At 64.7% G+C, this 15169-nt stretch carries 15 protein-coding genes and 1 tRNA gene; 6 read left to right on the top strand and 10 right to left on the bottom strand.

The window, feature by feature from the left end; genetic code table 11:
• Positions 1–79: 79 nt before the first annotated feature.
• From pth to OUZ45_RS07490, 7 genes are all read right to left on the bottom strand, one after another.
• Positions 80–664: an aminoacyl-tRNA hydrolase gene (gene pth / locus OUZ45_RS07520; protein ID WP_266169329.1), complete on the bottom strand. Its 585-nt coding sequence runs from the start codon at positions 662–664 to the stop codon at positions 80–82.
• 60 nt (positions 665–724) lie between these two features.
• A complete protein-coding gene (locus OUZ45_RS07515; protein ID WP_266169328.1) occupies positions 725–1381 on the bottom strand; it encodes a 50S ribosomal protein L25/general stress protein Ctc in 657 nt (218 codons plus the stop codon).
• 115 nt (positions 1382–1496) lie between these two features.
• Positions 1497–2435, bottom strand: a complete 939-nt coding sequence (locus tag OUZ45_RS07510) for a ribose-phosphate diphosphokinase (RefSeq protein ID WP_425601676.1) — start codon at positions 2433–2435, stop codon at positions 1497–1499.
• 52 nt (positions 2436–2487) lie between these two features.
• Positions 2488–2564, bottom strand: a tRNA-Gln gene (locus OUZ45_RS07505).
• 79 nt (positions 2565–2643) lie between these two features.
• Entirely contained in the window at positions 2644–4029 is a 1386-nt protein-coding gene (gene ispE / locus OUZ45_RS07500) for a 4-(cytidine 5'-diphospho)-2-C-methyl-D-erythritol kinase (RefSeq protein ID WP_266169326.1), read from the bottom strand.
• 97 nt (positions 4030–4126) lie between these two features.
• Entirely contained in the window at positions 4127–4735 is a 609-nt protein-coding gene (lolB, locus tag OUZ45_RS07495) for a lipoprotein insertase outer membrane protein LolB (RefSeq protein WP_266169325.1), read from the bottom strand.
• Positions 4732–6474, bottom strand: coding sequence for a tetratricopeptide repeat protein (locus OUZ45_RS07490; RefSeq protein ID WP_266169324.1), 1743 nt, complete (start codon positions 6472–6474; stop codon positions 4732–4734). Before OUZ45_RS07490 ends, lolB begins: the two co-directional genes overlap by 4 nt.
• A gap of 110 nt (positions 6475–6584) precedes the next feature.
• Between OUZ45_RS07490 and hemA the strand changes: the two genes are divergently transcribed.
• The 4 genes from hemA to ppk2 all read left to right on the top strand — a co-directional run bounded on the left by hemA (position 6585) and on the right by ppk2 (position 11984).
• A complete protein-coding gene (gene hemA / locus OUZ45_RS07485; RefSeq protein WP_266169323.1) occupies positions 6585–7868 on the top strand; it encodes a glutamyl-tRNA reductase in 1284 nt (427 codons plus the stop codon).
• A gap of 77 nt (positions 7869–7945) precedes the next feature.
• A complete protein-coding gene (gene prfA, locus OUZ45_RS07480; protein ID WP_266169322.1) occupies positions 7946–9025 on the top strand; it encodes a peptide chain release factor 1 in 1080 nt (359 codons plus the stop codon).
• A gap of 58 nt (positions 9026–9083) precedes the next feature.
• Positions 9084–11186 carry an O-linked N-acetylglucosamine transferase, SPINDLY family protein gene (locus OUZ45_RS07475; RefSeq protein ID WP_266169321.1) on the top strand — a complete coding sequence of 701 codons (2103 nt, stop codon included), beginning with the start codon at positions 9084–9086 and terminating at the stop codon, positions 11184–11186.
• A gap of 24 nt (positions 11187–11210) precedes the next feature.
• Positions 11211–11984: a polyphosphate kinase 2 gene (gene ppk2 / locus OUZ45_RS07470; RefSeq protein ID WP_266169320.1), complete on the top strand. Its 774-nt coding sequence runs from the start codon at positions 11211–11213 to the stop codon at positions 11982–11984.
• Here ppk2 and OUZ45_RS07465 read toward each other — a convergent pair.
• Genes OUZ45_RS07465 through OUZ45_RS07455 form a run of 3 tightly spaced genes read right to left on the bottom strand, consistent with a single transcriptional unit; the run spans position 11981 to position 13993 of the window.
• On the bottom strand, positions 11981–12247 hold the full coding sequence (locus OUZ45_RS07465; RefSeq protein WP_266169319.1) for an acylphosphatase: 267 nt from the start codon (positions 12245–12247) through the stop codon (positions 11981–11983). The genes ppk2 and OUZ45_RS07465 overlap by 4 nt on opposite strands.
• A 10-nt stretch (positions 12248–12257) precedes the next feature.
• Positions 12258–12734 (bottom strand): TlpA family protein disulfide reductase, encoded by a 477-nt coding sequence (locus OUZ45_RS07460; protein ID WP_266169318.1) that lies wholly within the window; start codon positions 12732–12734, stop codon positions 12258–12260.
• Positions 12731–13993, bottom strand: a complete 1263-nt coding sequence (locus tag OUZ45_RS07455; protein WP_266169317.1) for a YihY family inner membrane protein — start codon at positions 13991–13993, stop codon at positions 12731–12733. Before OUZ45_RS07455 ends, OUZ45_RS07460 begins: the two co-directional genes overlap by 4 nt.
• 109 nt (positions 13994–14102) lie before the next feature.
• Between OUZ45_RS07455 and wrbA the strand changes: the two genes are divergently transcribed.
• Both wrbA and OUZ45_RS07445 read left to right on the top strand, forming a co-directional pair.
• Positions 14103–14705, top strand: coding sequence for an NAD(P)H:quinone oxidoreductase (gene wrbA, locus OUZ45_RS07450; protein WP_266169316.1), 603 nt, complete (start codon positions 14103–14105; stop codon positions 14703–14705).
• Complete coding sequence (locus OUZ45_RS07445; RefSeq protein WP_266169315.1) at positions 14702–15043, top strand: DUF2069 domain-containing protein; 342 nt, start codon at positions 14702–14704, stop codon at positions 15041–15043. Before wrbA ends, OUZ45_RS07445 begins: the two co-directional genes overlap by 4 nt.
• The last annotated feature ends 126 nt before the right edge of the window (positions 15044–15169 follow it).

The raw sequence follows: 15169 nt of genomic DNA, 5'->3' as shown, positions 1-15169 counted from the left end.
GTTTAAATCCGGGAAGGGTAGTCGTGAATAGGGAATGGTACGCCGGGCTTCAAGTCGCATCGACGATGCGATGCCAGACTCACGACTCCGTAGCGGTATGCAACTGCTGCATCGCCTTATCGAACTGCCCATCGACCGCAAGCGGCAGCACACCCAGCGCGCGACCGATGCCGTCGAGAATGGCGTCTTCGTCCTTGGCAGAGGGCCGGCCAAGCACCCACGGCGTGACCTTGTCCTTGTGGCCGGGGTGGCCGATGCCAACGCGCAGCCGATGAAATTTTGCGTGCCCGAGGTGCGTCACGATGTCGCGCAGGCCGTTCTGGCCGCCATGGCCGCCGTCGAACTTCAAGCGCACGGTACCGGCATCCAGATCCAGCTCGTCATGCGCCACCAGGCACTCGTTCGGCTCGATCTTGTAATAGCGGAGCGCCGAGACCACGGCGATGCCGCTCTTGTTCATGAAAGTGGAGGGCTTGAGCAACCATACCGGCTCACCACCGATGCGCAGCTTGCAGGTTTCGCCATGCAGCTTGCCGTCGAACCCCCAGCGCTCGCCCTGCCCCGCCGCAAGGGCGTCAACAAACCAGAACCCGGCATTGTGCCGGGTTCTGAGGTATTCGGTACCGGGATTGCCCAGTCCGACGATGAGGCGTAACCCCGCCATGCAAGACAAGCAAGCACATCGACGGCCCGCGCACTCAAGGCACGCGGACCGCCATGCAGCTTACTTCTTGGCGCCCTTACCAGCGTCGGCAGCAGGAGCAGCCTCGCCTTCAACGGCCGGGGCAGCTTCGACCTCTTCCTTCACTGTGTTGGCGGTGACGACGGCGATGTCGTGGTCCGCACCCAACTGCAGGGCCTGGATTTCGACGCCGGCCGGCAGCTTGATCTGCGACAGGTGAACGATGTCACCCGGCTTCAGGTCGGACAGGTCGACTTCCAGGAACTCCGGCAAGTTCTTCGGCAGACAGGACACTTCGACTTCGGTCAGGTTGTGCGAAATCACCACGCCCGAAGTCTTCGCAGCCGGTGACTTCTCCTGGTTGAGGAAGTGGAGCGGCACGCTCACGCGAACGGCTTCGTTCTCGTTGACGCGCAGGAAGTCCATGTGCAGCATCTGCAGCTTGAACGGATGCTTCTGCCAGTCGCGCACCAGCACCTTCTGCACCTTGCCGTCGACGTTCAGGTCAAGGATGGACGAGAAGAACCACTCGTGCTTAGCGGCGAGCAGGATGGTGTTGTGCTCAATCTGGATGCTCTGCGGGGCCTGGCCGGCACCGTAAACGACGGCAGGCACGAAGTCCGCACGACGCAGGCGGCGGCTCGCACCTTTCCCCTCGTCCTTGCGGCTTTCCGCCTTGATTTCATGAGTCTGGGCCATTTCAGTATTGCCTTCAGTAGTTGAACCGCCTCGCGGCAGTTTGGTTGGCTCTCCCGCGACCAGAAGAGCCGGGTTCGGGATTCAGGCGTCGGATGGCAAAGCCACCCGCGATGCCTCAATCCACGTAAAGCGAACTGACCGATTCGCCGAACGCAATGCGGCGGATCGTTTCCGCCAGCAGCTCGGCGACCGAGAGCTGGCGAATCTTGGCGCATGCCTGGGCTTCCGGGCGCAGCGGCAAGGTATTGGTGACCACCAGCTGGTCGAGCTGGGAGCCTTCGATGTTGCTGATGGCAGCACCCGACAGCACCGGATGCACGCAATACGCCACCACCTTGCGAGCCCCGCGCTCCTTGAGCGCTGCAGCAGCCGCGCACAACGTACCGGCGGTGTCGACGATGTCATCGACCAGCACGCAGGTCTTGCCGTCGACGTCGCCGATGATGTTCATCACCGTGGCCACGTTGGCCTTCGGGCGACGCTTGTCGATGATCGCCAGGTCCGCATCGTCCAGCCGCTTGGCCAGCGCGCGGGCGCGCACCACACCGCCGACGTCCGGGCTCACCACGATCAGGTTATCCATCGAGTGGTTGCGCCAGATGTCCGCCAGCAGCACCGGCGAGGCATAGACGTTGTCCACCGGGATGTCGAAGAAGCCCTGGATCTGGTCGGCATGCAGATCCACCGTAAGCATGCGATCCACGCCGACGGTGCCGATCAGCTTGGCCACCATCTTTGCCGTGATCGGCACGCGCGCCGAACGTGGGCGGCGATCCTGGCGGGCATAACCGAAGTACGGGATCACCGCCGTCACGCTGGCCGCCGAGGCGCGCTTGAGCGCGTCCACCAGGGTCAGCAGCTCGAACAGGTTCTCCGCACTCGGCGCGCCCGTGGGCTGCAGCACGAACACTTCCTGGCGGCGGACGTTCTCTTCGATCTCGATCTGCGTCTCGCCGTCGCTGAAGCGACCGACCAGCGCCTTGCCGAGCGGTACGCCCAGGCGCTGGGCGACGTCCTCGGCGAGGGCACGATGCGCATTACCGGCAAACAGCATCGGGCTGGACGTATTCACGGTCATTGCTTGGAACCTTTAGCCATCATTTGAATGGCTGGGGCGGCAGGATTCGAACCTGCGTATGCGGGAATCAAAATCCCGTGCCTTAACCAGCTTGGCGACGCCCCAGTATTTCTCTCTTACGCTACGCGAACTTCACTACGCCCTCAGGACACCGATGCCGGAGTCCGACGCCTGACCTCTCGACTCAGGCGCCGCGGCGATGGCGCGCCAGAGTCTGTTGCAACGGTGAAACATCCACACCCATGGCTACTCGGGCGGTGAATGCCGGCGGGCACTGCCCAACCACAATTTCTGCACGCTCCTGCGACTTGGTCTCCAGAAACACGCAACCGCCGCTGCCGGAAAGCCTCCCGCTACCGAAGTCACGGAGCCAGTCCAACGCCGCCGCCACCCGCGGGTGACGCGCGCGTACGACCGGCTCAAAGGCGTTTCCAGCGGTTTCGCCCGAAGCAAAGGATGAAATTGTCGCTGGCGGAGCATTTCGTGTCAATTCAGCCGCTTGAAAAAGCGCTGCGGTCGGCACGTGTTCATGCGGGTCAAGCACCGCGTACCAACGCCTGGGAAGCTTGATGGGCTCCAATTTTTCGCCCACACCTTCGGCCCAAGCCGAGCGCCCGCGCACGAACACCGGTACGTCGGCACCCAGTTGGCGCCCCAGTTCGGCCAGCGCGTCCTCGTCCAGCCCGGCGCTCCAAAGATGGTTCAGCGCCACCAGCACCGTGGCCGCATCCGAACTACCGCCGCCCAGGCCACCGCCCGTCGGGATGCGCTTATCCACCTCGATATCCACGCCCGCGCCGGCAGCCGCATGCGGTTGCAGTAATCGGGCGGCGCGCACCACCAAATCGTCTTCTTCAGCAACGCCAGGCACCGGTGTCACTCGCCGGACCTGGCCGTCCTGGCGCGGACGCAGCCGGATCTCGTCGCCCCAGTCCAACAGACGGAACACGGTCTGCAGCTCGTGGTAACCATCCGGCCGGCGCCCCGTGATGCGCAGGAACAAGTTCAATTTGGCCGGCGCAGGCCACACCGTCCAATCGTCCGACGCAGGCGGAGCCAGGGAACGGCTCATGAACACGCGCAAGTCGTCCGGAAAGCCGTTCTCCTGGTCCCTTTCGCGGGCAAACGCAAAGGCCGGGTCGTTTTTGTCGACCGCCACGAAGCCATGCCTGGCATAGAACGGGCCATTCCACGGCACATCAGCCAGGGTACCCAGATCCACCCGGCGATACCCTGCCGCGCGTGCCCAGGCGCAGGCATGCTCGAGCAAGCCGGCGCCGATACCGCGGCGGCCCCAATCCGGCAGCACATCAATCTCCGCCACGCCGATGCTGTCGCCGCCCTCTTCCGTATCCAGCCAGATGAAGCCCACCGGCTCGGCACTGGCGTCGCTCAACGCCACCCAGACCATGCCCCGCTCGATCGCTTGGAGCAGCAGCTCTGGCGGCATCGATACGTGGATGTAGAACGGCCAGGCCCGATGGCCACGAAACAATTGCATGGCGGCGCGCTCGATGGCGCACAAAGCCTCGACCTGAGCGGGCACGGCGCGCTCGATGTGATATGTCATGACCATTCCGGCATGCGGCAGGACCGCCGCAGGGCGCAAAGCCTAACCGATGCGGCCTGTGAGGGCGCAGGGATGCTCTGACCTATTCAGCGCATCCCTAGTTGAAGGTCCAGGACTCGATCGACAATCGCACGCGATAAGGCGGCTTGTCCGCGAAAACCTTGGTCGGCACGGGCGGCTGGCGGGCGGCATCCCACTCGCGATAGTCCACATTCCAGCCATCCTGCTGCAGCAGCGACGGCAGGCGATTCGCGCCAAAACTCAGCTCGGCCGGACCGCTATCGGCCCGCAGGCCAAGCACCCAGGCGCGCAAGTCGCGCAGCGGCACTTCCCAGCCCAGCGCCTTGTACATCAGCGACTCGGCATCCGGACCACGCAGCGGGCCACCGTCCAGCCCTTCCAACAACGCGCCCTCCGGACCCCCACTAAGGCGGAAGCTTTTGCCGATCACCGGCGAGCGCATGGTGAACTCATAGCGCTCGCCATCCTGCGTCCACTGGAGGGTGCCGCTGCCGCCATCCTTGCCGTCGGACACGCCCAGCTTCCCCTGCAAGCTCCAGTGATCCGTGCCGGCCAAGACGCGCTCGCGCGCCGCCTGCTCGCCGAGCAAACCAGCATCGCCCTTCATCCTTACGGCGGGCGCAGGCACGCAGGCGGCGAGCAGCAGCGGCAGCGCGGCTGCGAGACATCGGAAAGTGTTCTTCATGGATTGAGGCGCTTGAGGGCGTTGTGCAAGGAATGGCTCTGCGGATCGATGCGGCGCACCTCGTCGAACACGCGGCGCGCATCCTCCTGGCGCCCTTGCTTCCACAAGACCTCGCCCAGGTGCACGCCGACATCGGCATCCTTGCGCGCCTGCCAGGCGCCGCGAAGGGTCTGCTCGGCCTGATCGAGGTGCCCTTGGCGATACTGCAGCCAGCCCCAGGAATCGGCGATGGCCGGGTCATCCGGCTTGGCGGTTCGGGCGGTCTGGATCAACCGCTCCGCTTCGGGCAGGTCGCGGTTGGCATCGGCGAGGGTGAAGCCCAGCGCGTTGCTGGCGTCGACGTCATCCGGCTTGATCTGCAGCAAATGGCGGAAATCGGCCACGGCCGAGTCGATCTGCCCAGCCTCCGCATAGGCCAGCCCACGTCCGTAGAGCAGCTCCGGATCGTCCGGCACCACCTGCAGGGCGCGACTGAAGGCCGCCTCGGCCTGCGCGTACTTCTGGTCGTGCATGTACAGCCCGGCGTCCACCTCATAGGCGCGGCGCAGCTGGGCTGGCTGATCGAGATAGTTGCTCTGCATCTGCGACAACTGCTCGTGCGCCTCCACTACCTTGCCCTGCTTGTGCAGCAACACGGCACTACGCAGGTCAGCGTCGAAGGCGTGCTCGTCCTCATCCGGCACCTGGCCGTACCACTCCAGTGCTTCGCTGTCGCGGTTGAGCATTTCGGCCAACTGGCCGAGCAGATAGGCACTGCCGCCATCGCGCGCCTGCTCCGGCGCACGCTGCAGCTGGTTGTACAGGCGGGTGATCGCCTTGGTGTCGTTGGAGCGGGCCGCCAGCGCGGCGCGCAAGGTATAGGTGTCGGCGTTTTGCGGACCGCTATCGAGCAACTTGGCTGCGCCGGCGTAATCGCCCCCCTGGCCAAGCAGGGTGGCGTAGGCAAGCCGCAGCGCGACGTTCTTCGGCGCCTTGGCGAGGGCTTTCTGGAACAGGACCTGCGCACCGGCACGATCGCCGCTGCGGAACTTCAGTTGCCCTGCCCATGCATAAGTTTCGGCGCTGTTGAAGCGCTTGATGGCGGCATCGGCGATCTGCTGCGCGTACTCACGCCGACCGAGCTTGTCGCCCAGCTCGCTCATCGCCAGCCAGGCCTGTGTGTCGGCCGGCAGCCGCTGCGGCGTGGCCAGCCCTTCGAGCAGGCTCGAGGCCTGGGCCGGATCGCGACTGCCGAGCAAAGCGCGCCCGAACTGGCGCCATGCATCCGGGTCGCCACTGCTGGTCAGCAACGCCAACTGGTGCCTTGCCTCGTCCGCACTGCCTTGATCCAGCGCCAATTGCGCCCGGGCCATGGCCAGCGAGGCAGGCTTGGCTCCCAGCGCCTGCCAGCGGGCAATCGCTTGCTCCGCCAGGGCGGCATCATGCACGGCGATGGCCATGCCGGCCGCCTGTTCCGCCACGCGTGGATCAGTACTCAGCTGCATGGCCTTGCCGTACGAGGCCGCCGCGGTCTTGAGATCGGTTCGCGTCAGCGCCATCTCGCCAGCGAGCAACTGGGCTATCAGATCGTGATCGGCGTCCGGCGTCGCTACCACCAGATGGTCCAGCGGTTGTGCCGCCGAGCTTTGCCCCACAGCCCGGTGACCGGGTGCGGTGGCGCAGCCCGTTGCCGCCATCACCAGGAGTCCGCTCGCCGCAAAATGCCGCAGTTGCTTGAACTTGGCCAACCTGCTCAGCACACTATTCTCCGTTCATCCGTCTGTTACAGCTGTCGCCACCTTATGGAACGGCCGGTGCGCCGGCCTAGTTTACGCCGCCGGATGCCTGCCGCCTCGAATCGCCTCTCACCATGCCGCTGATCGCCCTAGGGCTCAATCACCTCACTGCGCCAGTTCAACTGCGCGAGCAAGTGGCGTTCGATACGGACGCCGCTGGCGTTGCGCTGCATGAGCTAACCCTTCAGCCTGGCGTGGAGGAGGCGATGATCCTCTCCACCTGCAACCGTACCGAGTTGTATGTGAGCGTCGCGGCAGGTGCCGAGGCCGTGCCGGAGACATGGTTGAGCCGCCACCATCAGCTGACCCCCGGGAAACTCGACGAGTTCCTCTATCGCCACGATGAAGACGAGGCCGTGCGCCACATGTTTCGCGTGGCCACTGGGCTGGACTCGATGGTGCTGGGCGAACCGCAGATTCTGGGCCAGGTGAAGGAGGCGTATCAGCTGGCCCGCGACGCGCAATCGCTGCGCGCGCCGATGGACCGCCTGCTGCAGCACACCTTCGCCGTCGCCAAGCGCGTTCGCACCGACACGCGCATCGGCGCGCATACCGTGTCCGTGGCGTTTACCGCGGTGCGCCTGGCCGAGCAGGTGTTTACCGATCTCAAAGAGGCCTGTGTGCTGCTGATCGGCGCGGGCGACACCATCGAACTGGCCGCGCGCCATCTCGCCGACAAACAGGTGCGGCGCCTGATTGTGGCCAACCGCACTTTGGAAAACGCGCAGGAACTGGCCAGCCGTCACGGCGGCTATGCCATCGCCCTGCACGACCTGCCGCAGCATCTGGCGGAAGCCGACATCGTGATCTCCTCCACCGCGGCGCGGCAGCCAGTGGTAACGCGCCCCATTGTGGAAAAGGCCATCAGTGCGCGCCGTCGCAAACCGATGTTCATGGTCGACATCGCCGTGCCGCGCGACATCGAGGCTTCCATCGGAGAGCTGGACGACGTGTTCCTCTATGGCATCGACGACCTGCGCCAGGTGATCGACGACAACCGTCGTTCACGCGAGGCCGCCGCCCGCGAAGCCGAGGCCATCATCGATCTGCAGGTGGAGCGCTACATGGCGTGGCGCCGCGCGCTCACCGTGCGCAACCCGGCGGTGGACATGCGCCAGCACGCCGAGACCTATCGCGACGAAGTGCTGGACAAGGCACGTGCCATGCTCGCGCGCGGCAAATCGCCCGACGAAGCGCTGACCTTCCTCGCCAATACGCTCACCAACAAGCTGCTGCACCAACCCAGCGCCCGCCTGCGCGAAGCCGCACTAGCCGGCGATATGGAACTGCTGCACGCGGCCGGACGGCTTTACGCCTTAAAGGAACAGGACGAGAAGGAACCGGACATCGGGGCTTAGCGAAGCACCAAGACGCTTCTGCTGATGCGCGGCCATTCCACGGCCGCCCTCCGATCTCCATTACTCTTCTCGCCCTCATGACGCCATCCATCCGCCGCAAACTCGAAACCCTCGCCGAACGGCACGAAGAAATCGGCCTGTTGCTGGCCCAACCCGACGTGCTCGCCGACGGCGCGCGCTTTCGCGATCTCTCCCGAGAATACGCCCAACTCGAACCCGTCACGGCGTCGCTGCGCGAACATGACCAGGCTGAGCGCGAGCTCGCCGAATCGCGCAGCATGCTGTCCGATCCCGATATGCGCGAACTCGCCGCCGATGACATCGGACGGCTGGAAGCACGACTCACGCAGCTCGACGAAGAACTGCAAATCCTGCTGCTCCCCAAAGACCCACGCGACGAGGCCAACCTGTTCCTCGAAGTGCGTGCCGGCACCGGCGGCGACGAGGCAGCCATCTTTGCCGGCGACGTGTTCCGCATGTATGTGCGCTATGCGGAACGGCAACGCTGGCATGTCGAAATCCTCAGCGAACACCCCGGCGAGCATGGTGGCTACAAGGAAGTCGTCGCACGTGTCGAAGGCAAAGGCTCGTTCTCCCGGCTGAAATTCGAGTCCGGCGTGCACTGCGTGAAACGCGTGCCCGCCACCGAATCGCAAGGACGCGTGCATACCTCGACCGCAACCGTCGCGGTACTGCCCGAGCTGGACGACATCGAAGACATCGAAATAGCCTCGTCGGACCTGAAGGTCGACACCTTCCGTGCGTCCGGCGCCGGTGGTCAGCACGTCAACAAAACCGATTCGGCGATCCGCATCACCCACCTGCCCTCCGGCATCGTGGTGGAATGCCAGGATGAGCGCAGCCAGCACAAGAACCGCGCCCGCGCCATGAGCCTGCTGAAATCCCGCTTGCTGGACGAGGCGCAATCCAAACAGACCGCAGAGCAGGCCGAGTCGCGCCGGTTGCAGGTGGGCAGCGGCGGCCGCAGCCAGCGCGTCCGCACGTATCGTTACAAAGACAACCTGGTCACCGATCACCGGATCGGGCTGGATCTTTATCGCCTCACGGAAATCATGCAGGGCGATCTGGACGAGTTGATAGGTACACTCACCCGCGAGCACCAGGCCGACGAGCTGAAATCCCTCACCTCAGGCTGAGTGTCTGTTCACAAATTTCGCAATTGGCAGTAACGGCTCGCTGGGTTAGCGTGCGGGCATGAAGCAGGCATCTCGACCCGAACTCCTCGCCCGGCAACACCAACTGGCTCGGTTACTCGACCGCGGCGACGCGCACGAAGCTGAACAACTTGCCGCGCGTTCGCGCACCGATTTTCCCCATGACGGCGAGATCGCCCGCCTGCACGGTCTCGCCCTGATGCAGCTGGGGCGCCGCACCGATGCCCGCGAAGCGCTGCAAAATGCCGACCAGCTCGCTCCCGACAGCGTCGAGGTGCAATGCAATTTCGCCAGCCTGCAGATGGAGGAAGGCGATATCGACGGCGCCATCGAACGCCTGCGCGCCGCGCTGCGACGCCATCCTGGGCACGCGGCCATCCTGCTGGTGCTTGGCAATGCCTTGATGGCCGCCGCGCGCTACACGCAGGCACGCGAGTCCTACGCCATGGCCACGCACGGCGCCCCCCAGCACGCCGGCTTGCGCCTCAATCTGGCGGCGGCCGAGCTGGAACTGGGCCATATCGAGCAGGCCAGCCAGCACGTGGACGAAGCACTGCAGCTGGCGCCGCAGTTCGACGGCGCCCACGCCCTGCGCGCCCGCGTGCTGCAGGCGCAAGGGAGGCTGCACGAAGCAGCCGAGGCCTGGCTGCACGCTGAAAAGCTGGCGCCAGAGAATCCCCATTACCCTTTCCATGCCGGCATGCTGCTCGACGATGCGGGTGATCTACCGCAAGCCGCTGCCGCCTTCGAACGCGCCCTGCGGTTGGACGCCGCCTCGGGTGCCGCCCTGGGCATGCTGGTGTTCGCCAAGCGCCGTCTGTACGACTGGCCCGGCCTGGATGAACTCAGCGCGCACCTGCAGCGCGCCGTCGCCGATGGGCGAGAAGGCATTACGCCGTTCGCCTTCCTCGCTGAGGACGCCAGCGCCATCGAGCAACGGCGCTGTGCCAGCACCTTCGCCGCGGGCATCGAAAAACACACCGCCCCACTGCGCAAGGAGCGGTCCTTCACCCATAACGTACCCAAGGCCGGCGCTCCTATGCGCATCGGCTTCGTCTCCAACGGCTTTGGCGAACGTCCGATCGGACAGCTCACCGTCGCCCTGTTGGAGCAGTTGGGTGACGGCCTTCTGGACGTCCATCTGTTCTGTATGGCACCCAGCGACGGCGGTCCGATCCGTCGGCGCCTGGAAGCTTCGACGACCATACACGACGTCGCCCATCTCGGCCCAGCAGAGCTGGCGCGCCATATTCATCAAACGGGTATCGAAATTTTGTTCGACCTGCGCAGTTTCGGCAGCGGCGCCAACTCCGATCTGTTCGAATTCCGGCCCGCGCCGGTGCAGGTGAATTGGCTGGCCTATCCCTGCACCTCGGGCGCGGCGTGGACCGATTACCTGCTCACCGACGCGGTAGCGTTGCCGGCAACGCTGCGTGATGCCTTCAGCGAAAAAATCGTGCGCCTGCCGCGCTGCGCCCAGCCCATCGATGACACGCAGCCCATCGGCGTCCCACCCCCGCGTGCCGCATGCGGACTGCCCGAACAAGGCACCGTGTTCGCCAGCTTCAACGGCAACCACAAACTCAACCCGGCCGCCTTCGCACGCTTCATGTTGATCCTGCAGCAAGTGCCGGCCAGCGTGCTGTGGTTGATCAGCGGACCGGACGGTGCGGACGACCGCTTGCGCGCGGCCGCCACCGCGATGGACGTCGACCCGAAGCGCCTGGTGTTCATGCCCCGGCTGCCACAGGCCGAACACCTGGCGCGCCTCACCCATGCCGACTTGTTCCTCGACACGCTTCCTTGCAATGCGCAATCCACTGCGTCCGATGCCTTGTGGGCGGGCTGCCCCGTACTGACCTGGGTCGGCCAGACATTGGCCGGCCGCCAATGCGCCAGCCTGCTGTACCACGCCGGCTTGTCGGAACTGGTGACCGACGATGAGGAATCCTTCATCGCCATGACCATCCAGCTCGGCAACGACCGCGAAGCGCTGACCACGCTGCGCCAGCACCTGCAACAACGGCGCGCGCAACACACGCTATTCGATATGAAAGGTTTCGCGGCGGACTTCCGTCGCGCGATACAAGCCATGGGCGCGCGATACCGCATCGGGCGCCCGCCGATCGATCTGGATCTCTAGGAATCAAACCCTCTAGGAATCGCCATGGCCAAGACGGACAAACGCTATCGCAACATCATGGAAGAACTGCAAGTGGAGCTGGCCGGCCTGCACCGCTGGCTCAAGCGCAACGGCAAACGGCTGATGGTGATCTTCGAAGGCCGCGACGCCGCCGGCAAGGGCGGCACCATCAAGGCCATCACCGAGTCGATGGATACCCGCGGCTACCGCGTCGTCGCGTTAGCGAAACCGGACGAGCGCGAGGCCACCCAGTGGTACTTCCAGCGCTATGTGGAACATCTGCCTTCGGCGGGCGAATTCGTACTGTTCGATCGCAGCTGGTACAACCGCGCCGTGGTGGAGCCGGCCATGGGCTTCTGCAGCAAGGAGGAGTACGACGCCTTCATGCAGGCCGTGCCCGCCTTCGAAAAACTGCTCACCGACGACGGCATCATCCTGATCAAGTACTGGCTGGCGGTGGACCAGGAAGAACAGGAGCAGCGCTTTAGTGATCGCGCCAAGGACCCGCTGAAGCGCTGGAAGCTGTCGCCGGTCGATCTCGCCTCGCGCGGGAAATACGCCGAGATCGGCCATCTGCGCGACACCCTGATCGAGCGCACGCATAGCCCAAACGCACCGTGGTTCGTGGTGGATTTCAACGATCAGAAGCGCGGCCGCATCAATCTGATCCGCCACCTGCTGGAACAGATCCCACGCCACGACGAAACCGTGCCGGCGATCAAGCTGGCCAAACTCAAAGGCAAACCGAAGCGCGAGAAGGTGACCGACAAGGCTCTATGGGTGCCGAGTACGTTCTAAGCCGTGTGAAACCCTTTCGGCGCGGGACCCGACCAGGCCTCACGCGTCACCTCGTCCACCCGGGCCGCTGGAGGCCCTTCCCATAGCCAGCGCTCCAGCGCATCGATCGCAGGCTCGCTGCCGCAGGCCAACACTTCGACACGCCCGTCCGGCAGGTTCCTGGCGTGGCCGCTCAAGCCAAGCATCAGCGCCTGCTCGCGAGCGCTGGCGCGATAGAACACGCCCTGCACTCGTCCGCCGACCAGAAAGCGCGCAGCGGCCATGGCAAGCCCCTTACTTGCTCAGGCCGATCGCTTCGCTGAGCGAGGCCTCGGTCACCGGCCCAACGAAGCGCTTGGCCACCTTGCCATCCGGCCCGATCAGCCAGGTGGTGGGCAGGCCACGCGGTTCGTCGAAATCCTGCACTGGCTTGTCCAGTGTGACCTGAGCGATCGGGTAGCTCACTGGATGCTTGGCGAGGAAGGCCTGGATGTCCGCCTTGTCGGTGTCCTCATAGGCCAGGCCGATCGCTTCGACCTTGTCCTTGTGCGCCGTGACGAAACGCGAAATGTCGGGCATCTCCTTGACGCACGGCACGCACCAGGTCGCCCAGTAGTTCACGATCACATACTTGCCGCGCTGCGCGGCGAGATCGTACGGCTTGCCGTCCAGCGTGGTGACCTTGAGCGTGGGCTGCACCGGCATCGCGGCCTGGGCGACGGATGCGACACCCAGAAGGGCGGCAAAGGCGAGAGAGGGAAGCCACTTCATACAACGATTTCCTTCGATTCGATGGGCGGCGGATAAGCCTGGTCGAGTTTAGTGCCCAACGTTCCCTTCAGCATGTCGGCGACCTTGTCGAGCAGCTGAAGCAGCTCATCGGGCAGTTGAATACTCAGTGCCTGCGCTTCTTGCACCGGATGGAGGGGAAGACGGTAACCCGCATGGCGGTAAACACGCAGCAGGTCGGTCGCATCGAGACTGCGGCTGAGCAGCCAGCCGCCTGTCTCGCTGCGCTGGATCAGATCGGCGCGTTGCAGATCATCGAAGAACACCGTGATCGACGCACTGCGCAGATAAGGCTCCTGCATCCGCACCGTGGCCACATCCACGCTCTCGCCGTTGCGCTGCGCCTCCACGAAATGCCGCAACACCACCAGCAGACCGAGAAACTCGGAACCTTCGGGCAGGCATTCGCTGGGCACCTGATACTCGTACGCCGAAATCGACGCCGCTATCGAAGCGCCGAGGATCACGATGATCCAGGACAAGTAGATCCACAACAGCAGGATCGGCAACGCAGCCAGCGCCGCACCGTAAATCTGCTGATAGGTCTGCGCATGCCGAACGAACAGCTCGAAACCCCAGCGCGCGATCTCGAACAACACCGCGCCAAGCGCCGCACCCACCGCCGCATGCTTCAACGACACTCGGCGATTCGGCACCACGGTGTACAACAGCCACAGCGTGATGAAGGTCACCACGAACGGCAGCAAACCCAGCAAACGGGCGCCGAAGCTGAGTTGCTCGACGGCACTCTTCAGCAAAGGCAGCGCAGTGACATAGGAACTGGCCGCCAGACCACCGACCACCAGGATCGGCCCCAGTGTCAACGCAGCCCAGTACAACAGCAGCCGTGGGCCCCAGCCGCGCGGCTGATGCACGCGCCAGATGCGATTGAGACGATCCTCGATGCTGATCATCATCGATACTGCGCTGAACAGCATCACGATCACGCTGATGCCGGTGAGCTTGCTGGCGTTATCGGCGAACGCCAGCAACGTGTTCTTCACCGTATCCGCTGCCGCCGGCACAAAGTTGAAGACGAAATTGATCAGCGTGTTGCGCCATTCGGCGAACACCGGAAACGCGGAAAACATCGCCAGCACCGCCACCGTCAGCGGCACCAGCGAGACGAGTGTGGTGTAGGAAAGCGCGCCTGCCGTCTCGAAGCACTTGTCATCGATGAAGCGCTGCCACATGAAACGGCTGAAGCTGGTAGTGCGGTCGCGGTCGAAACGCCAGTTCATGGCTTTCCCTCTTCGGCTGCCATCGCCTTGGTGCGCGTCGGCAACATGGGCGGAATCGACCGGTACACTAACCCATTGGCATTGAATGCCCCAAACGTTGAGCCACTGCATGAACCGAGACATCCTGGTCCTCTACTACAGCCGCACCGGCCACACGGCGCAGTTGGCCCGCTTGATCGCACGTGGCGTGGAGGAGGTTTCCGGCATGCAGGCGCGCTTGCGCCAGGTACCACCCGTGGCGCCGGTCACCGAAATCGCCCAGCCACCGGAACCGGAAGACGGCGCACCCTACGTGACCCGGCAAGACCTCGCCGACTGCGTCGGTCTCGCCTTGGGCAGCCCGACGCGCTTCGGCAACATGGCTGCGCCACTGAAGTACTTTCTCGACACCACCGGCGCCGAATGGGCCAGCGGCACCCTGGCCGGCAAACCCACCGCCGTGTTCACCTCCACCAGCACCATGCATGGCGGACAGGAATCCACCTTGCTGAGCATGGCCTTGCCACTGCTCCACCACGGCATGCTGCTGGTCGGCGTGCCATATACCGAACCCGCGCTCACCGCCACGCTCAGCGGCGGCACGCCCTATGGCGCCAGTCACCTGGCGGGCCCCAAGGGCGAGAATCCGATCAGCGAGCACGAGCGTGAACTCGCCCGCGCACTCGGCCGCCGCCTTGCCGAGGTGGCGCGCAAGCTGGCGAGCGCGGCATGACGGCTCCGATCCCCGCGACTTACCGCATCGGCCTCGCGGCCTGGGCCGGCCTGTTGCTGCTGCAACTCGTATGGCACGGCTGGCTGTTTCCGGCGCAGCTGATGCCGGTATGGCTGGTGCTCCTGATCACCGTGGTGCCGTTGCTGCTGCCCTTGCTGACCCTTCGAGACGTGCGGCGCGCCCTGCTGTGGGTGGGCATCTTCAGCCTGTTCTACTTCTGCCACGGCATCGCCGAAGGCTGGAGCTCGTCCAGCGAACGCTGGCTGGCGCTGGCCGAGATCATCCTCACCCTGTTGCTGATCGGCACGCTAGGCGCCGGCGTGAAGCGCAAAACGTAGGAGCCCACCCTGTGGGCGAAAGCTCCGCGAAGCGGAGCCTGTTTTGTTCTGCGCTGGTCAAAACGCGGCCCTTCCGGGCGGCTTATCCCGTGCAACCCGGCAGTCCTGCCGGGTTGTCGCGCACAG

Origin of the sequence: Dyella subtropica (genome assembly GCF_026283965.1) — a bacterium.
Taxonomy (GTDB): domain Bacteria; phylum Pseudomonadota; class Gammaproteobacteria; order Xanthomonadales; family Rhodanobacteraceae; genus Dyella_D; species Dyella_D subtropica.
This window is presented reverse-complemented; position numbering and strand designations above follow the sequence as displayed.